The sequence below is a fragment of the Arcicella sp. GW458-12-2-14-TSB2 genome, assembly GCF_059423785.1.
Map to the genome: position 1 here is coordinate 1 of NZ_JBWKYN010000103.1, position 20,220 is coordinate 20,220.

Here is a 20,220-nt window from a genome sequence, read left to right on the forward strand (position 1 = left end):
GTAAAAGCCAGCCCAATTGGGCTGGCTTTTACTGTTTAAAACTTTATCGTTAAAACAATTTCTCTTGTGGTGGTTTTGCACCTGCCAAGCGGATATAAACGGTAGTTTGTCCTCTATGGTGAGTTTGGTGTTCGAAAGACTTAGCTAATGCCATTCCTTTGGTCATTTCAAATCTGCCGAACAACTTTATGTTTTCGTTCAATTGAGCAGGAGTCATTTTCTTTACACTGCTTATTACAAAATCATAACCTGCCATTACTAATTTTGTAACGTTTGCTTTTGATTTGTCAGTACTCTTTTCTGATTCTCCCATTCCGATTGGACTTTTTTCCCCCGTAGCCGCTGCAGTAAAACCATAGTTAGCATCAGTCAAATGAAGCATTTGCTCAGCGAATGAACGCATTTCAGGCGTTGGTTTCAAGGCATATCCTGTTTCAGGCATCGCATCAAGGTATTCTTTGGTATACGTTTTGGCTCGTTCCCACTCTTTTACCATTTCATCAACTGATGTTTGAGCTTGGGCAAAATTCATGACACCTAAAGTAAATATTAGGGACATTAACAGTTTAACTGATTTCATAGTTTTGTGTTTAAAATTTGAATTGAAAGATATGCTATTAGAATGCAAAAATACGTCTTAAAATGGTATTGTAGGTAGAAAAGTATAAGCTATTTGAGGCTACTTTATAGTGGTAATTGAATATTTAATAAGGTAATTGTTGAAATTTTATAAATCCTTACTTGACACACTGACTTTAGAATCTTAAGTTTGTCCTACAATATCTAAAACATAATTTAATAATTAGCTATGATGAAGTATGTAACACAAAATGGAGAGGTGCTTGAAGGGGAGACTTATCCTGACATAATTGTTGGATTTCGTAATGGATTAGAGTTTCCAGCTAACCAAACAACGCTGGAATTTATGGTTAGCTTTGCTAACAGACATCTTAAATCAAATGGTTCAAAAATTAGTACGCTTTCGTACGGTGCTTTTTTAGCAGACTTAGTCACTAATAAGTATCTGACAAAAACTGAATAAAAATATAAAATCTCTCGTTCTAATAATTAGAACGAGAGATTTTATATTAAAGGCTTTGTTGTAGCGCTACTATCTGCTCAAACTCATTCTTCAACTTATAACTTAAATTTTCAAAAATCTCGAAGTACTTCATATAAGTTTCATGATTTTTAAGATTTGGTTGGTAAATCTCGCTCGATTTTACTGTTGCTGCTGCCGCTTCCAGATTCCTATAAGCTCCTAGTTGTGTCAGTCCAAGTAAGGCTGTTCCTAACGCTACACTATCATGATGGTCGTTCACATAGATATTTTTTCCATACATGTCTGTCAGAATCTGAGTCCATAGAGGTAAAGACGCATAAGCTCCGTTGATATAAAGGCTATCAAAATTTCTATGCGTTTCAAGAATTTTGCCAATACTATATATCTCAAAAAGAATACCTTCTAGCGTAGCACGGACAAAATGTTTTCGTTCATGACTGATATTCAAACCAAAATACATTCCACGAGCATTAGCATTCCAAAGTGGCGCTCTTTCTCCCAATAAATAAGGTAAAAATAATAAGCCATCAGCACCAGCCTTTACTTGGGCGGCCTCCTTAAATAAATCGTTGACGACATCCTCAAAGTCTAAGTCACCAGAGAAATCACCGAATTGTCGGGCAAACCATTCAAAAACTACTCCTCCATTATTCGTTGGGCCACCCGAAACATAATAGCCATCGGCTAGTAAATAATTAAAAAAGCGGTTCTTATCATCTTTCAGTACCTCTTTACCAGCCACTCGTACAGCACCACTCGAACCAATCGTGATGGTAGCTCTGCCTGAACCAACAATTCCTGCTCCCAGGGTAGCCAAACAACCATCACTAGCGCCGACAATCAGGGTAGTTTTGGCAGGCAAGCCCAAGGTAAAGCAATATTCTTTTTTCAGAAATAAATTGGTATTGAATACAGATAGTGGTTCAGAGAGTCGGTCAGCAGTAATGCCTGCAAAATCTAACGAATCTTGATTCCACTTAAGCTGATGGATATCAAAAAGCCCCGTTGATGACGCAATACTATGGTCGACTACATATTCACCAGTAAGCTGTTTGATAACGTATTCTTTTAACGAAATAAATTTATGAGTTTGTGCAAAACGCTCTTTGTCATGATTTTTTATCCAAGTAATCTTTACAATGGGTGACATCGGGTGAATGGGCGTTCCCGTTGTGTTAAAAATACTTTCCCCTTTAGGATATTGCTTTAAGGCTTCGGCTTCTTTTACTCCTCTATTGTCTGCCCAAATAATAGCATTTCCTAGGGGCGTCCCATTTTTATCAACGGCCAATACACTGTGCATCGAAGAGCTAAAACAGATAGCAGTTACTTTATATTTTTTAGGATGAACATATTCGTTCAATAGATTTTTGAGAATATAAAGTGTAGTAATGAAAATTTGCTCAGGGTCTTGTTCGCTATAATCTGGCTGGGGATGAAAGGTTGGGTATGAACCTTTTTTCCAACAAAGCAGTCGCCCATTCATATCAAAAGCATGAACTTTAACAGCAGAAGTATTAATGTCGATGGTAATAAGACAATCCATAGTTATGTGTAAGCTATGAGCCGTAAGCTATCAGCTGTGAGCTTTTTTTTAGTTTATAAAATTGGGTAATTTTCTTGGCTTTGAGTTATAAGCTATGAGCCTTGAGCTTTTTTTCTTGTTGTCCAACAAAAAGCTCATTGCTCACGGCTCATCACTCAAAGCTTAAAAGCTAGTCAGTATTTTTTCTAAACTCCCGTGGCGTATAGCCAGTTAGTTTTTTGAATGTCGATGAAAAATGCTGGGATGAATAAAAGCCTGTTTCCAATGCAATATCAGTTAAACTTAAATCTTTTCGACTTAATAATTTAATGGCTTCAGATATTCTGATATTGATAAGGTAATTTAATGGAGAAAAACCCGAAAATGCCTTTACTTTTTCACTAAAGGCGGTTGTTCCTAATCCCACCAAACCAGCCATTTCTTCTACCGACCACGAATGTGATAAGTTCTCTCTAAGAGTTTGCTCCAATTTCAAAAAAGTTTGTGGGAAATCTCGCCTGAGGTTATCCTGTTTGCTCAAATGTCTCACCGCAGTAATCAACAGTTCGTCAATCAAATGGTTGACGCGTGTTCTGTAACCTAATTCTTTAGAGAATAACTCAGATTCAATATTTTGAAAGATTTGCTGACAAGCTTTTAAACGTGTTAGAACAGGTTTTTTATTAAGCGTAAGAATTTTTCCAATGACTCTTTGGTCTGTTTCCGAAATACTACTCCATTCGCCCAAAACTAATTCTCCATTGGCTTCGAAATGAGAAGGTTTTATCGTAATCCACATTAATGCACCAATGTCATATGCTCCTTTACTACTTCCACTTGACTGCCACGGACAAGTCAGCGAGACGTCGTTGGGATAAAGTAAAAAAGGTTGCCCGTCAATAATCCAATCAAATTTCCCATCAATAATCAAACAAATTCTGATGCCTTCGTTCGTTTTTATTTCTTGGGAATTGAGCTGAATATTTTGGATTTTATAATTGGCAAACTCAATAATGTACGGGAAATACGACAATTCCTTCGCCTTTCCTTGGTACAGTATAAATTGACTCATCAGGTTATGGAATAATTGAAAGTTTTCGTGAGTGAGATTTTAACAAAATTAGGTCAATTTTTTATAAAAATATTACAAAAATCACCGCTGTAAAAAAATGAAAGTTTTTCTTGAAATAACCATGAAAATTTGTGCTCAATACATCCAGTATATCATTTAGAAATAGCCTAAGAGGAGAAATTAATATGAAGCTTTCACTCGAAAAGATAGTTATCTACTAGCTGTTTAAGATGAAACTAGGTGAATAAGTAAATGTCGAAGGACAATACTACGAAGGTAAAAATCAAAAACCCGTTAAATACAATAATTATTAACAATCAATTAATCGTTTACAAACCCTAAAATTTATTAATAATAACTCATAATAATTTATTCAAAAACGTAACTCAACTATGAAAAAACTTAGACTATTCTGTCATTTTGAAACACAGATTCTTCCCAGAGCCATTATATATTTGGCTTTGATGTTTTGCTCATTTACTTCAATGACTCAGGATTTAGTCGTGAAGGGAACAGTTACTGATAAAACTAATAGTGCTGTTCCGGGTGTTGCTGTTCAAATAAAAGGAACTAATCAAGGAACAAATACCGATGCTACGGGGAATTATAAAATTTCAATTCCTAGTAATGCCACTTTAATTTTTTCTTCTATTGGTTATGTTACCCAAGAAATTGTAGTGGGCGGAAAAAGCATTATTAATGTTTCGTTGGTAGACGAGACTAAAAACCTTGAAGAAGTAGTAGTAACTGCTTTGGGTATTAAGAAAGAAGCGAAAAAACTAGGCTATGCTACAGCTAGTGTAAATGCCGAACAAATAACCACTAACCGCCAAGTGAACTTTATGAATGGTTTACAAGGAAAAATGGCTGGGGTAAATATCACTTCATTAGGTACAGGCCCTGCTGGAACTAGTAAAATCAGGATTCGTGGTCAGTCGTCATTCAATGGACAAAACAATCCATTGATTGTTGTGAATGGTGTGCCTATGGATAATACCAATTTTGGTGCAAACCCAAATGGGAATAGTGACGGTTCGTTAGCTAACAGAAGTTTTAATACGTCTGATGGTGGTGATGGATTGACAAGTATCAATCCAGATGATATCGAGACCATGACCGTTTTGAAAGGTGCAACAGCGGCGGCTTTGTACGGTTCTCGTGCAAAGGATGGTGTAGTAATGATTACAACCAAAACCAAAGGAACTGGAAAAGGAATAGGCATTGAGTACAATAGTAATTATACAGTCGATACACCATTGGATTATACTGATTTTCAATATGAATACGGTCAAGGAGAAAATGGTGTTCGACCTACTACGCCTAATCCACAAACAGGTGTTTGGAGTTTTGGAGAGAAGTTTCAGCCCGGTATGAAGCAGATTTTATTTGATGGCATAGAAGTACCTTACGAACCAGTTTATAATCGTATTAATAAATTTTATCGTACTGGAACGTCTTGGACGAATACCGTTTCTCTTTCTTCTGGTTCAGAAAAGGGTGGATTCAATTTATCGCTTTCTAATTTGAGCAATACCAGTATCGTTCCAAATTCTGATTATAACAAAAAGACGATAAATTTAGGCTTTAACTACAACCTGAATCCTAAGCTTATTTTAATGGGTAACATTAATTATTCAAATGAATATAATCGTAACCCACCGCAAATCGGTAACCAAGATTTAAGTACGCCAACTGTACTTTATACGCTATCAAACTCTATGCCTTTTGATTTACTTGAGTCTAAACGTTTAGATGCCAATGGAGACGAATATGTGTGGTCGCGTTTCAGAAACCGTACAAATCCTTATTATTCAGTATATGAACGCTTTGAAAATATACGTCGCGACCGTATTTTAGGCAATATTACTCTCCGCTATAATGTTACAGATTGGTTGTACTTACAAGGTAGAATTGGACAAGATTATTATTCTCGTGACCAAGATTATAACTTCCCAACGGGTGAAGCTTCATTAGGTGTTGCTCCAGTGGGCTTTGTTAATGGACAGTACACTCAAGAGACACGTCGCTTTCGTGAAACAAATGCGGATTTCTTGATTGGTGCTAAAAAGACTTTTGGTGATTTCAATATCGATTTAACATTGGGAGGAAACCAAATGTACCGTCGTAGTGATTATAACAGCGTTTATGTTCAAAACTTTGTAGTTCGTGGCCTTTATACGGTAATGAACGGACAGTTGAAAGACCCCTTATATGGACTTAGCGAACGTCAGGTAAATTCGTTATACGGTGCAGCTGAGATTTCTTACAAAAACTTTTTATTTGTGAACGTAACAAGCCGTAACGACTGGTTCTCAACACTTGCCCCAGGTTCACGCGCAGTTCAATATCCTTCGGTAACAGGAAGTTTTGTATTTACACAGGCTTTCAATACGATGCCTGATTGGCTATCATTTGGTAAATTAAGAGCAGCTTATGCAGAAGTAGGTAGTGATACCGACGTACAACCTTATGCTAACAACTTGTTTTATACCGTGGGTAGTAATCTTTTACAAAACCAGCCAATTGGTTCTATCAATACTACTACAGTTCCTAATTCGTCACTTCGTCCAATGCGTGTGAATGAAACAGAATTTGGTGTAGAATTGAAATTGTTCCAAAATAAAATAGGATTAGATTTTTCTTACTATAAGAAAATCACTTCAGACCAAATCCTGTCGGCACAAGTATCGGATGCATCTGGTTACCAAACTACCTTGTTGAACAGTGGTAAAAGCCAAAACGAAGGGATTGAAGCAATGCTTACTTTCTCGCCAGTAAAGAGCAATAAGTTTTCTTGGGACGTAAATATTAATGGTTCATACAATACTTCTAAAGTATTAGAATTAGCAGGAAACCAAAGTAATATCACTGTTGGAACGGGTATTTACACAGGAGTATTGCGTCAGGTAGTAGGATTACCGCTAGGACAGTTGTATGGCTTTGCTTACAAACGTGATGAGCAAGGACGTAAAGTGTTTAACGACCAAAGTGGTCGCCCAGAAAGAACAAATGATTTGGTGAGTTTTGGAAGTGCTTTACCAAAATGGGTTGGAGGGATTACTAATAATTTCCGCTACAAAGACATTCTATTCTCATTCTTGATTGACTTTAAGTTAGGTGGAAAAATGATTTCAGGTACAAACTACAATGCTTGGCGTGAAGGTTTACACAAAGGAACGTTAGTAGGACGTGAGCAAAACTACGTAATTGGTGAAGGAGTAAACAGCAAAGGAGAACCAAATGCAGTTAAAACACCTTTACAGTCTTATTATGAAACTATCCGTGCTAATAACATTGCAGAAGAATTTGTGTATGATTCGGGCTTCTGGAAGTTGCGTCAAATTACAATTGGGTATGATTTTACTAAAAAATTACCTAAAAACTGGTTTATCAAAGGCATCAAATTGAATGCAGTAGCTAACAATGTATTGATGATTAAAAAATGGGTGCCAAACCTTGATCCTGAGCAATTCGGCTTCTCGTCTGATAACCTTGTAGGTTTGGAATCAACAGGCTTACCAACTAGCAGAAGTATTGGATTCAATTTGAATGTTAAATTCTAAAAAAGCTATAGGATACTAAATACTGTCTTTTGTACTTCTAATCGGATTAATTCACAAGTACTCAATTGTTAATATTAAGAAAATGAAAAAAATAACATTATATATATTCAGTTTACTAATCGCTTCCAGCTTTCTAAGCAGTTGTGACAAGGGCTTTGACGAGTTAAATACCAACAAAGTAAACCCTACCGCCCTTAACCCTGTTTATGAATTAAACAATGCTACCCTCAGAACGTCATTTACATGGCAATCTGTTATTTACGAAGCGGCGATTGTACAACAAATCGTTAGTCCATACCTTGGGGTAAATGCTGGAGGAAACGTAAATCAAAATAACACTTCTGTTACAGGAGTAAATTGGCAAAGATATTACAGGGAAGTAAATAAACATTTGGTTGATGTTATTGCTAAAACCAAAGGTGATGCTACTCGCAGTAACTTATACAATATGGCTCGTATTTGGAAGGCATATACTTTCATGATTTTGACAGATAGTTATGGTGATGTTCCTTATAGCGAAGCAGGTTTAGGTTATTTGCAAGGAACGGTTTTTCCTAAATATGATGCCCAACAAGCCATCTATACGGATATTTTGAAAGAATTAGACGAAGCATCTGCTGCCTTAGATGCTAACAAAACCAAAGAAGTAAGTGATATTATTTATACAGGAGATATAACAAAATGGAAACGTTTAGGATACTCTTTATTATTGCGTGCGGCTATGCGTTTGACTAAAGTTGATGCTAATACAGCACAGACTTACGTGAAAAAAGCATTTGCTGGGGGAGTAATGTTATCTAATGCTGATAATTGTATCTTACGCCATTCAGCAGCCTATACAAATGAAATTGGTAGCCAGTTGAACGGAAGTGAAAGAGCCAATTTTTATTTGCACGGAGCTTTTGTTAATTTCTTAAAAAGTACTAATGACCCTCGTTTAGGGATTATCGCTTTGAAGTATAATACTAAACTTCAGGACGTTAACAATTTTACGAAAGACCCTGCTGCTCAGATTGGAATACCTGCTGGCTACGACCAAAGTACTATTGCTAGTACTCCAAATTATCCAGGAGCCATAGAATTGTATTCACAAGTTGACAGAACTAAAATAGGTAGATTTGATGCTCCATGTTTCTTTGTAACCTATAGCCAGTCACAACTTTTATTGGCTGAGGCTGCTCAGCGAGGTTGGATAACTGGCAATGTATCAGACTATTATAAAGCAGGTGTAAAAGGACACATGCAGCAGTTTACAGAATATGATGCCAATTCGAATGTATCTGATGCTACTATTGACGCTTATTTTACGGCGAATCCGTTTGTTGCAACAAAAGCCTTGGAGCAAATTAACACGCAATATTGGGTATCATCATTCATGAATTCTCCTGAAGGGTTTGCTAATTTCCGTAGAAGTGGCTTTCCTGCACTAACACCAAATCCATATCCTGGAAAAGAAATTAAAGGGAATTTTATCAATCGCTTATCGTATCCTGTAGATGAAATATCAGTCAATAAAACAAATCTTGATGCGGCAGTAGCTCGTCAAGGTGCTGATAATCTTGACACTAAAGTGTGGTGGGATAAGTAATATCAACAATACTTACAACTATTATCCAATACCATGAATACTAAAGACTCCATGTTTTCATGGAGTCTTTATTTTATCATAAAAAGATTGATAAAGATAAATCATCGAATCGTCCTACATTTTATTTATTTTAGCTTTTCAAACCATTTTTTAATATTTATCCAAACAAAGTAAACTTTAAACATTATGCAAATCGGAATTATAGGCTTAGGCAAAATGGGGTTTAATTTAGCCCTTAACTTAAATAGGAACGGCTATGAAGTAGTTGCCAATGACGTGAATGCTGAGTTTGTTCAAAAAATTGCTGAACAAGGAATACAACCTGCAAATTCTATTGAAGAATTAACCCAACAATTGAGCGGGAGAAAAGTGATTTGGTTGATGGTGCCCGCAGGTGAGATTGTCGATCAAGTAATTGAAAACCTATTACCTTATTTGAATAGTGCTGATATTGTTATTGACGGAGGAAATTCAAATTATAAAGAATCGAAAAAGCGTTATAATTACCTAAAAACAAAAGGAATTGATTTCTTAGATTGTGGTACTTCTGGGGGTACTTCTGGTGCATTGAATGGTGCTTGTACCATGATTGGGGGAGATAATGAAGTATTCGCGTATGTTGAAAAGGTATTCAAAGATATTTCTGTAGAAAACGGATATTTACATACAGGAGCAGCAGGAAGCGGACACTTTACTAAGATGGTTCATAATGGCATCGAATACGGTATGATGCAAGCCATTGCCGAAGGGTTTGAGGTTTTTGAACATTCAGAATTTGATATTGACTTCCAGAAAACAGCTAAAATGTTAAACCATGGCTCGGTAGTACGTGGATGGTTGATGGAGTTGACAGAAAAGGCATTTTCAAAAGACCCTAATTTAGATACTATTAAAGGAATTATGCATTCTTCAGGAGAAGGTAAATGGACTTTGGAAACCGCTTTAGACTTGGGGGTTCCTACACCAGTAATTGCTTTGTCGGTCATGATGCGTTATCGTTCACAAATGGAAGATACTTTTTCTGGGAAAGTAGTAGCCGCTTTGAGAAATGAGTTTGGTGGTCATGCTGTAGAAAAAAAATAAGGTATCTGAGCGTCTGAATCTGATAAAAATTCTGACGCTCAGATGATACAGTCATTCTCAAAAGAAGCAGAAAGGAAAAGTATTTTAAATACCCTAACATCGATGAGCTCCGTCAGAATTCATCGATTGAAAGATAATGAGCCATTTTTATATAGGAATTGATATTGGAACAACTGCCACCAAAGCAATTGTTTTTACAAATGAAGGGAAAATAATACAGCAATATTCGAAAGAATATGATATGTATCACCCTAAATCAGATTGGAGTATCCAAAAACCCTCTGACATTTTAGAGGCTGTTCTTGAGTGTATTGAGAAGCTTACTGAAAATATTAATCCGTATTTCATCAGTTTTAGTTCGGCCATGCAAAGTTTGATTGCGGTGGATGAAAAAGGAAATCCTTTGACGGATGTAATTCTTTGGGCAGACAACCGTGCGAGTGCTGAAGCATCTGAATTGAAAGAGAGTGAGTTGGGGAAACAATTTTATGGAAAAACAGGTATTCCTATTCATACCTTTTGTCCGATGACCAAAATACTTTGGTTAAGAGAAAATAAGCCTGATATTTTTATCAGCACACATAAATTTATTAGTATCAAAGAATACGTTTGGCATCATTTAACAGGTGAGTTTGTGGTGGATTCTTCTATGGCATCAGGTACAGGGTTAATGAATATCGCAGACCTTACTTGGAATATCGATATATTAACTCACCTAGGGATTAATGAATGTAAACTTTCCACGATTGTAAGCCCTAAGCATACTGCGCAAACTCTCGTGGGTAATAAAACGTTGGTAATAGGAGCGGGGGACGGAGCTTTAGCAAATCTGGGGACTGGAGCGATGGAAAAAGGTAGAATGTCTTTAACCATTGGTACAAGTGGTGCCGTAAGACTACCGATTGAAGAGCCTTTTATTGATGGCAAAATGCGTACACAATGTTATCATTTGGTCGATAATCAGTATCTTGTACTAGGAGCAGTAAATAACGGAGCTGTTATTTTACAATGGTTAAAAGAAGCAATTTTAGAGACCCAAGAATCATTTGAATCGCTGTTTGAACAAGCAAATACGATTGAAGCTGGTGCTGATGGGCTAATTTTCGTTCCTTACTTACTAGGAGAAAGAGCACCAATTTGGGATGCATCTGCCCAAGGAACTTTACTAGGCATTACCATCAACCATACAAAAGCACATTTTATTCGAGCGACGCTAGAGGGCATTCTATTTGGTTTATTAAGTATTACTGATATTTTATTACCCGAAAAATCTGCCAGAAAAAATTTGACTATTATGGCAAGTGGCGGTTTTGCAAAGAGTGATGTCTGGCTACAAATCGCCGCTGATATTTTTCAAATGAAAGTAGTGGTTTCACAAACCATTGAAGGTTCTGCTTGGGGGGCAGTGATGTTAGGGCTAGATGCTTTTGGGATGACCACACATTGTCTGGATATTGATGAGAAAATATTTATACCCAATCCTACGCATGAAAGAGTTTATCAAGAAAGTTTTAGGAAATTCAATAAAGTGTATGAAGCCTTAAAATCATTATAAGTAGAAGCACAACAATATAAATGCCCTGATACGATGCAAAATAGCATATTATCAGGGCATTTATGCTTGTATATTATTAAGAAATTTTAAAAAATATTTGCAAATACAATTTTGATTAATAATCTTTGTCTATCGGTTTTATAGTCTAATAAAACTATAATTTAACTATGCTTAACGTATAGTTGTAAGCGTAATTTTTGTAATTAATCATGGCAGTACATTTTTTAACAGTTCCGGGTTTAGGGAGTTCAGGGCCAAAGCACTGGCAAACGATTTGGGAACAGCAATACCCAGATGTGTTTAGCAGAGTAGAACAAGAAGATTGGGATTTGCCAGTTGTCGAAAAATGGGTTGAAACTTTGCGAAAATCTATTAGTAATTTACAAGAGCCTACAGTATTAATTGCACATAGTTTAGGATGTTTAGCAGTCGTGTTGTGGGCAAAAAAATATACTTCTGATAAAATAGAAGGCATTTTATTTGTAGCACCACCAGACTCAGAAAGGACAGATTTTCCTAAAGAAATTTCAGGATTTTCGCCTATTCCTTCCGAAGAAATTCCTTATAAAAGTGTATTGATTGCTAGCACAAATGATGAATACGCAACGATTGAAAGAGCGAAGGAATGGGCAGGAAATTGGGGAAGTCAATTTGTAAATATTGGTTCGGTAGGACATATTAATGCCAATTCTAACCTTGCAGATTGGCAAGTAGGCAAAGGCATCATCAATTCAATTTTTAACACTTCATTATAAATAATTTTACAGTTCATCAACATGCAAGAACCTATCGATAAAAAACGTCCTAAAGCCTTACAAGCCAGTAATTTTGTACCAAATTTTTGGCTGATTAAGGAGATGGGGCGATGGAGTAACCTCCCCAAAAATATTGAAAATCAACCCAATTTCACGCTCAATGAATTAATGCTTTTTCGTCCTTTAGTACTAAGTTTTTTTTCACCATCTTGGAATAACTATGGGGAAATACACTTAGAATTACTACAAAAGGCACATAAGCGACTGAAAAATATTGGAGCTGAAATTCTAGTAATGACGGACGTATTACCTGAGAAACTAGATTCTTTAGCCAATGAGTACAAATTAGGTTTTAATATTTGTCATGATAGAAACAATGAAATCGCTGAACTATTAGGTGTTTATTCTAAAGACTACCCGATTTGGCAAAGAATAACAGGCATTTCTAATGAAGTACCATTGCCTGCTACCTTTATTATTGTTCCCAACTTACTGATTATTTATAGTTTTGTTGACGATGATTTTGAGAGCATTTTTTCAATAAAAGAGATGGAAGCATTCATCAAACTTTATCGTAATAAGTAATCTACCTATCATAATAGAAAAATATTTTTAATTAATCTACAAATCTTATAGGATATATAGTTTTTATATTATAATTTTGTTTCAAGAAATTAAGGAAAGCTCACATTTAGTCCACATATAAATAATGCAAGCATACGATCAATCAAACGCCATCATTTGGGATAGTACATTTCCCGTAAATATATTCAAAGGCAACACAGCCAAGTTATCACCTTTAAAAATTGGGTCACGTTTACCTTTATTACCTATTTCATCAGTATGTGGATTTTGGAAACACTTTTCTGAAGAAGTAAACACACAGAAACTGACATTACAACAAGTGCAACAAAATAAACCATTGGTAATCAGTTTTTTATCAGGTGGTTGGAATGAATACGGCTTGAAACATTTTAATACTTTGAAAGCTTCATATCAAGAAATTCTGGCACTTGGTGGAGACTTACTTGTAGTTGTTCAAGCATCTAAAGAAGAAACAAAAGAATTGGTAGAATACTTTAATTTACCTTTTAATGTAATAGCCGATTCGGCAAACCAAATCGCTAAACAATTTGGTATTTATTCACAAGAGTTCGCCGTTTGGGATCGTATCGCTGGTATTTCAGAAGATGTGCCCGTTCCTGCTACCTATGTAATTAGTCAGCAAGGAAGAATCGTCTATGATGCCATCGATGAAGACTTTAGTAAGCCGTTTTCACCTTCGGAAATGTTAGGAGCAGTATTTAGTGCTGCCCGTAACATTCCTTATTCTATTAAATATCGTGCTGTGGCATAATTGTCTGAGATTATCAATCCCTTTTAATTACCTATAATATGTCAGAATTGAACAAGTACAAACAAACTGCACTTGGTGATGTTGCAGCTAGGCAGTTAGCCATTGCAACCCGTACAGTACCACAATTTGAATCAATTACTCCTCGCTGGTTAACACATTTACTCAATTGGATTCCTGTAGAATCAGGCGTTTATCGATTGAATAAAGTAAAAGAGGGAAGTATTGCCGAAGTTGACTGCTCGGGTCGTGATGAAAGAAATCTTCCTCACACTTTTATCGATTACGTTGAAAACCCACGTGAATACAACCTTAGTGCGGTCAATACCGTGTTGGATGTTCATACACGTGTTTCAGATTTATACAGTAAGCCTTATAACCAAATTAGCGAACAGCTCCGTTTGACGATTGAAAGCATCAAAGAACGTCAGGAAAGCGAATTGATTAATAACAAAGAATACGGCTTATTGAATAGTATTGCCCCTAAACAAAAAATCAAAACGCGTGTAGGTCCGCCGACGCCAGATGAATTTGACGAATTATTGACAAAAGTTTGGAAAGAACCGGGTTTCTTTTTGTTGCATCCATTAGCCATTGCTGCTTTTGGTCGCGAGTGCACTCGTCGTGGTGTTCCCCCACCAACAGTGTCCTTGTTTGGTTCACAATTTATCACTTGGAGAGGTATTCCTTTGATTCCATCGGATAAATTACCTATCGAAAATGGTAAAACAAAAATCTTATTATTGCGTACTGGCGAAAACCGCCAAGGAGTAGTAGGACTTTATCAACCAGGTTTACCAGGCGAACAGTCACCAGGGTTAGCAGTAAGATTTATGGGAATCAATGACAAAGCGATTGCTTCTTACTTAGTATCATTATATTGCTCATTAGCAGTATTAGTAGATGATGCTATTGCTGTATTGGAAGACGTAGAAATAGGAAATTACTATGAATATAAATACTAATCAACAGGGAAACATATTGCAGGGCATACCTTCTGTAGAAGATTTACAGCAACTGGCAAATGATATTTTCAAGGCACTTCCTAATGAAGTGCCTAAAGAAATTTCATTGAATCCGCAGGAACACCCCAAGGCGAATCACTTTGCTGAAAGATTGTACGAAACGCTTCAAGGTGTACCCACTTCAAGTACAGGAGTAGGTGTATCGCCTTCGGCTTTTCAACATGGGAGTGTGTTTCAACCTATAGAAAATGCTGGTGTTCAACCGCAAACTAGTTTGCCAGACCCACATTTTGCTAATCCAGCTAGCCAGCCTTCCTTTTCTGGATTTGGGGCTTCAGCGTCAGCTTTGCCAAATACTGGTACGGTTGATTCGAAATCACCATTGGCTGCTACTTCCCTTTTTGAATTAGATACAAATAATATTTTACCATCACTCAGCACTTTCGGTTATATTCCGTCTGTTCAAACATCAGCACCCGTTGGTATCAATGATGCGTCTTATTATTTCTTGTCAGGACAAAATCAAAATCCTTATAGGACTTATGATAAAGTGCCTCAGTTTCCAGAAAAAACATCAAGTTATGAGTCTTTTGGGGCAACCAGTCCAGCATTTGATGCCAATTTGATAAAAAAGGATTTTCCTATTTTACAAGAAAGAGTCAATGGTCGTCCGTTGGTTTGGTTAGATAACGCCGCTACTACACAAAAGCCAAAGCAAGTAATTGATAGAATTACGTATTTTTATGAACATGAAAATTCAAATATTCACCGTGCAGCCCATGAATTAGCGGCTCGTGCTACTGATGCTTATGAGGGTGCTCGCGAGAAAGTAAGGGCTTTTTTGAATGCGCGTTCTACCAATGAAATCGTTTTTGTACGTGGAGCAACTGAGGCTATCAACTTAGTAGCCAAAAGTTGGGGTGAGCAAAACCTAAAAGCTGGGGATGAAATCATTGTCAGCAATCTTGAACATCATGCGAATATTGTGCCTTGGAAACAATTGGCAGACAAAAAAGGCTTGAAAATCAGGGTAATTCCAGTGGATGATGATGGACAGATTTTATTAGACGAGTATGCTAAATTGTTAAATGCTAAAACTCGATTAGTATCATTTACACAAGTTTCAAATGCTTTAGGAACAGTTACACCAGCCAAACAAATTATTGACTTGGCTCATACAGCAGGAGCAAAAGTATTAGTAGATGGCGCTCAATCAGTGTCACATTTACGTTCTGATGTCGTTGGGTTAGATTGTGACTGGTTTGTTTTTTCAGGACATAAAGTCTTCGGTCCTACGGGTATTGGTGTACTATATGGGAAAGAAGAATTATTGAACGAAACTCAGCCATGGCAGGGTGGTGGAAACATGATTGTTGATGTTACTTTTGAACAGATTCAATACCATGATGCACCCTCACGCTTTGAAGCAGGAACGGGCAATATAGCAGATGCAGTTGGACTAGGTGCAGCGATAGACTATGTCAATAAAATTGGAATCGATGTGATTCATCAATACGAGCATTATTTATTGGTGTATGCTACCAAGTTATTGAAAGAAATTCCGGGACTTCGTTTGATTGGTACTGCCAAAGAAAAAGCTAGTGTACTGTCTTTCATTTTTGATGGCTATAGTAATAACGAAGTAGGTCAAGCACTGAACAAAGAAGGAATTGCTGTAAGAACTGGACACCACTGTGCGCAACCGATTTTAAGACGTTTTGGTTTAGAATCAACAGTTCGTCCATCTTTGGCTTTTTATAATACGCAATCAGATGTTGATTTATTAGTAGAAACACTTTATAAGTTACGTGCAGGACATAAGCAAGCTGTTAGATAGCTTTGATTTGATATTCCTAGCGAGCGACTTAAGTCCCTCGCTAGGAATATGTTTAACTTCGCTTTTGGAGGCGATTTTTGTTTTTTCGATTAAAACCACCACGATTGAAATTAAAAATTATACATGAAAAATCATCATACTCAACCTTTAATTGATCTTCTTCGTAAAACTCATCATGCAGAATGGGAGGCTACTCCGTCTGCACAAGAAGCGATTAGTTGGTTGAATGATCTTGTTCATTTTTTATTTCCAAGCAACCATTTACCTAAGCAATCCTCTTATGAAGGAATCTTAAAGAAGAATCAGATTGACTTAGAGAATATATTATTAAGTTATCTGGATGTTAAACAAATAGATATTGAAGGAGTAGTAGAGGCTTTTTATGTTTCGCTTGGAGACCTCTATCAAGATTTACGTCATGACGCTTCAAAAATTTATGAATGCGATCCAGCCGCAACCAGTGTCAATGAAGTAATCGTTTCATACCCAGGATTTTATGCCATTACGGTATATAGGATTGCCCATAAATTGACACAATTACAGATTTCAGTCTTACCTCGCATTATAAGTGAATATGCGCATGGTAAAACAGGCGTTGATATTCACCCCAATGCAAGGATTGGTGTACCTTTTATGATTGACCACGGAACAGGCATTGTAATTGGTGCAACCAGTATCATTGGCAATAATGTATCAATTTACCAAGGAGTTACTTTAGGTGCTTTACAAGTAGCGAAAGAGCTTTCGGACACTAAAAGACATCCAACCGTTGAAGATAACGTAGTAATTTATGCACGTACTACCATTCTTGGCGGTAAAACCGTGATTGGAGAAAATAGCATTATTGGCGGAAGTGTTTTCCTGACCAAAAGTGTGGAACCCAATTCGCAGGTATTTAATACCCATCAACTTAGGATTACTTCTAAAAATGAGGTTTTCCAAGAGAAACCTATTTTATCCGAGGTTCATTAACGAATCTCTTTTTATGCATTTTTAATCTATGTAGTCTATTAATTCAGTAGTTAATATATAAAAAATAAATAATAATGAATTTCAATTATTTAGCCTTCGCAGTTCCTTTCTTCTTGTTTTTGATTGGGTTGGAATTCTGGGTATCAAAAAAGAAAGGAAAACATTTTTATAATTTCAATGATACCGTTTCAAACCTTAGTGTCGGTATCGCTGAAAGACTTTTGGATGGTCTTACATTGGGACTATTCTATTTTGTATATGATTATCTGTACAAACATTTTGCTATTTTTCATATTCAACCAAGTGTTATCTCTTGGATAGGCCTTTTGTTGATAACCGATTTTCTGTGGTATTGGTATCATAGATTAGGACATGAAGTGAACTTGCTTTGGAGCGTGCATGTGGTACATCATCAAAGTGAGGAGTTTAATTTTACGGTATCTGCTCGTATTACTTTATTTCAGGCAGTAGCACGTACTTTCTTTTGGTCTCTTTTGCCCATTGTAGGTTTTTCGGCTGAAATGATTACTACTATTTTGTTAGTACATGGGTTGTATCCATTTTTTATTCATACCCGTACCGTTGGCAAACTAGGTGTATTAGAATATATTTTTGTAACACCATCACACCACCGAGTACACCATGCTAACAATGATCAATATTTAGATAAAAACTACAGCGATGTGTTTATCATTTGGGATAAGCTGTTTGGCACTTTTGCAGAAGAGATAGAAGAACCAACTTATGGTTTGACAAAACCATTAAATAGTAATAGTTTTTTATGGCAACATTTTCATTTCATGCTTGAAATGGCCTATGCTTTTAAGTATGCTACTGGTTGGAGAAATAAACTAAAAATGCTTTTTGGAAAGCCAGAATATATCAACCCTACTTACAGACGAGTATTAGAGCAAAAGTTTGTGATTCATAAAACAGATAAGGTTTATACTACACGGTTTAGGAATTATGTGGTTTTGCAAATGACTTTAATTTTAATCACGTTGTTTGCCTTTTTACTTTTAGAAGAACAGATTGATTTGTCAACACAAATAGCTACTACGCTGATTATCTTAGTTACGCTAGTGAATTGTGGCGCTATTTTAGAGCAAAGAAGATGGATTTTTTACTTAGAATACACACGATGTTTTCTGATTTTGTGGGTAGGCTATATCCATTTTGAAAATGCCCTCAATCCCTATGTTTTGTTTAGCATCATTTTGACCGTTACGCTTTATTTCAAAACATTAAATCGCCAGTATTTACGATTAATTTACGGTCTCCATTAAATCTAAACCAGATTTGTATAATAATTCTTAATTACATCAATTATGGAAAACAATCAGTTCTTAAATAAAATATCAGTTCGTCTGAAACTCAATAATCAGTTTGAACGCTCCTTAATGTGGGTTGTTGCCATTGCTATTTATGTTATCGCTTTTAGTATTTTCATAGGCAAAGCCCCCCTGCTGGACGCCGCTTATCAAGCCAAAGAGTGGTTAGGACCTGATTTCTATTTATATTTAGGCGTGGGTTTGTTGGCTCAATTAGTAGATGGCTCTTTAGGAATGGCCTATGGCATTACTTCTACTTCTTTTTTATTGGGAATAGGCGTTCCGCCTGCTTTGAGTAGCACAAGTGTGCACGTTTCTGAAATGTTCACTACTGGCGCATCTGCTATCTCGCATTATCAGTTTAAAAATATTAATAAAAAATTGTTCAGAGCCTTGCTTTGGGGTGTGGTAGGTTCTGTAACGGGTGCATATTTATTGTCAGAAATCATTGATGGTAATTTTATAAAGCCTTATATCTCGTTATACATGCTGATACTTGGCGTGGTTATTTTGAAAAAAGCGTTTCAAAAAAATATCGCTAAGCGTAAAACAAAACGAGTTGGATTGTTAGCGATTTTCGGTGGATTCATGGATGCTATTGGCGGTGGTGGTTGGGGACCAATCGTTACATCTTCATTGTTAGGGCAGGGTCGTAACCCACGTTATGCGATTGGTTCGGTAAATGCCGCAGAATTTTTGATTACACTTTCTAGCGGACTTACTTTCTTGTTTTTTGAAGGAGTAAACTCTTGGCAAATCATTTTAGGATTGGTATTAGGTGGAATTATTGCCGCACCTTTTGGCGCTATTTTGATTAACAAAATTCCTAGAAGACCTCTGATGTTTATTGTTGGCTCTGTAGTAATCTTTCTAAGTTTCAAAACATTATGGAAGGTTTTGCCAGACTTATACTTATTTATCTCAACAGTTATTTCTCATTGGTAAATACTACATGTATGAAAAAATGGAACCTTATACTCGTCATCTTTCTCTTGTTCTCGGGGAGTTCATTTGCAAATGATTTTGAATTTACCCCAAATTTGCAAAATGCTTATAGTGAGCTTTGTAAATTAAAGGTGCAATCTGCTAAACAACTTTTAGCCAAAGAACCTGCGAATAATGGTATTAGAATCTGGTTGGAAGATTTTGCGGACATGATTGTGCTTTTTGCTAGCGAAGATGAAAAGGAGTATGAAAGGTTATCTGATAATGAAGATAAAAGGCTCGATTTAATCAAGGATTTAGATGAAGATTCACCTTATAATAAATTTGTTCAAGCAGAAATCAAATTGCATTGGGCATTGGTAAAAATGAAATTGGGACATGAAACCAAAGGTGGTTTTAATGCCATTTCAGCCTATAAATTATTGGAAGAAAATCGTAAACGATTTCCAAACTTTACTGCTAATTATAAGAATCTAGGCGTTTTTCATGTTATGATAGGTTCTGTTCCTGAAAACTATAAATGGGTTACAAAACTATAAAGCGCTTTTCTGGCGTTCGGGAGATGCCAAGGCAATTCGTAGCGGAGTATGGAAGTTGGTCATTAGTGGTAAA

At 36.3% G+C, this 20,220-nt stretch carries 17 protein-coding genes; 14 read left to right on the forward strand and 3 right to left on the reverse strand.

The annotated features are described in order from the left end of the window. Positions 1 to 49 precede the first annotated feature (49 nt). On the reverse strand, positions 50 to 580 hold the full coding sequence (locus AC07XN_RS15065; RefSeq protein WP_494743669.1) for a DinB family protein: 531 nt from the start codon (positions 578 to 580) through the stop codon (positions 50 to 52). Between the two features lie 228 nt (positions 581 to 808). On the opposite strand from AC07XN_RS15065, the gene AC07XN_RS15070 reads away from it, so the two are divergent. Then, on the forward strand, positions 809 to 1,042 hold the full coding sequence (locus AC07XN_RS15070; RefSeq protein WP_494743670.1) for a hypothetical protein: 234 nt from the start codon (positions 809 to 811) through the stop codon (positions 1,040 to 1,042). Between the two features lie 46 nt (positions 1,043 to 1,088). Here AC07XN_RS15070 and AC07XN_RS15075 read toward each other — a convergent pair whose 3' ends face one another. Further along, positions 1,089 to 2,609 carry a gluconokinase gene (locus AC07XN_RS15075; RefSeq protein WP_309917260.1) on the reverse strand — a complete coding sequence of 507 codons (1,521 nt, stop codon included), beginning with the start codon at positions 2,607 to 2,609 and terminating at the stop codon, positions 1,089 to 1,091. Between the two features lie 169 nt (positions 2,610 to 2,778). Further along, positions 2,779 to 3,660, reverse strand: a complete 882-nt coding sequence (locus AC07XN_RS15080) for a helix-turn-helix domain-containing protein (protein ID WP_492803888.1) — start codon at positions 3,658 to 3,660, stop codon at positions 2,779 to 2,781. 392 nt (positions 3,661 to 4,052) lie between these two features. On the opposite strand from AC07XN_RS15080, the gene AC07XN_RS15085 reads away from it, so the two are divergent. The 13 genes from AC07XN_RS15085 to AC07XN_RS15145 all read left to right on the forward strand — a co-directional run bounded on the left by AC07XN_RS15085 (position 4,053) and on the right by AC07XN_RS15145 (position 20,147). Continuing rightward, positions 4,053 to 7,223, forward strand: a complete 3,171-nt coding sequence (locus AC07XN_RS15085) for a SusC/RagA family TonB-linked outer membrane protein (protein WP_409014220.1) — start codon at positions 4,053 to 4,055, stop codon at positions 7,221 to 7,223. A gap of 82 nt (positions 7,224 to 7,305) precedes the next feature. Further along, entirely contained in the window at positions 7,306 to 8,811 is a 1,506-nt protein-coding gene (locus AC07XN_RS15090) for a SusD/RagB family nutrient-binding outer membrane lipoprotein (protein WP_309917267.1), read from the forward strand. Positions 8,812 to 8,997: 186 nt separating this feature from the next. After that, positions 8,998 to 9,894, forward strand: coding sequence for a phosphogluconate dehydrogenase (NAD(+)-dependent, decarboxylating) (gnd, locus tag AC07XN_RS15095; protein WP_309917270.1), 897 nt, complete (start codon positions 8,998 to 9,000; stop codon positions 9,892 to 9,894). Positions 9,895 to 10,030: 136 nt separating this feature from the next. Further along, positions 10,031 to 11,449 (forward strand): gluconokinase, encoded by a 1,419-nt coding sequence (locus AC07XN_RS15100; RefSeq protein WP_494743671.1) that lies wholly within the window; start codon positions 10,031 to 10,033, stop codon positions 11,447 to 11,449. 209 nt (positions 11,450 to 11,658) lie between these two features. Further along, positions 11,659 to 12,204, forward strand: a complete 546-nt coding sequence (locus AC07XN_RS15105) for an RBBP9/YdeN family alpha/beta hydrolase (protein WP_309917276.1) — start codon at positions 11,659 to 11,661, stop codon at positions 12,202 to 12,204. Positions 12,205 to 12,225: 21 nt separating this feature from the next. After that, the gene (locus AC07XN_RS15110; protein WP_494743672.1) at positions 12,226 to 12,789 is read left to right on the forward strand and encodes a redoxin domain-containing protein; all 564 of its coding nucleotides are present in this window, start codon (positions 12,226 to 12,228) and stop codon (positions 12,787 to 12,789) included. Between the two features lie 124 nt (positions 12,790 to 12,913). After that, the gene (locus tag AC07XN_RS15115) at positions 12,914 to 13,561 is read left to right on the forward strand and encodes a redoxin domain-containing protein (RefSeq protein ID WP_309917281.1); all 648 of its coding nucleotides are present in this window, start codon (positions 12,914 to 12,916) and stop codon (positions 13,559 to 13,561) included. A 38-nt stretch (positions 13,562 to 13,599) separates the two neighbouring features. Next, on the forward strand, positions 13,600 to 14,523 hold the full coding sequence (locus tag AC07XN_RS15120; protein ID WP_494743673.1) for a family 2A encapsulin nanocompartment shell protein: 924 nt from the start codon (positions 13,600 to 13,602) through the stop codon (positions 14,521 to 14,523). Beyond that, positions 14,507 to 16,360 (forward strand): family 2A encapsulin nanocompartment cargo protein cysteine desulfurase, encoded by a 1,854-nt coding sequence (locus tag AC07XN_RS15125; RefSeq protein WP_494743674.1) that lies wholly within the window; start codon positions 14,507 to 14,509, stop codon positions 16,358 to 16,360. Before AC07XN_RS15120 ends, AC07XN_RS15125 begins: the two co-directional genes overlap by 17 nt. Before the next feature lie 123 nt (positions 16,361 to 16,483). Continuing rightward, the gene (locus AC07XN_RS15130) at positions 16,484 to 17,332 is read left to right on the forward strand and encodes a serine O-acetyltransferase (RefSeq protein WP_309917289.1); all 849 of its coding nucleotides are present in this window, start codon (positions 16,484 to 16,486) and stop codon (positions 17,330 to 17,332) included. Between the two features lie 74 nt (positions 17,333 to 17,406). Then, positions 17,407 to 18,618 carry a sterol desaturase family protein gene (locus AC07XN_RS15135; protein WP_494743675.1) on the forward strand — a complete coding sequence of 404 codons (1,212 nt, stop codon included), beginning with the start codon at positions 17,407 to 17,409 and terminating at the stop codon, positions 18,616 to 18,618. Positions 18,619 to 18,660: 42 nt separating this feature from the next. After that, complete coding sequence (locus tag AC07XN_RS15140; RefSeq protein ID WP_309917294.1) at positions 18,661 to 19,608, forward strand: sulfite exporter TauE/SafE family protein; 948 nt, start codon at positions 18,661 to 18,663, stop codon at positions 19,606 to 19,608. An 11-nt stretch (positions 19,609 to 19,619) separates the two neighbouring features. Continuing rightward, a complete protein-coding gene (locus tag AC07XN_RS15145) occupies positions 19,620 to 20,147 on the forward strand; it encodes a hypothetical protein (protein ID WP_494743676.1) in 528 nt (175 codons plus the stop codon). The last annotated feature ends 73 nt before the right edge of the window (positions 20,148 to 20,220 follow it).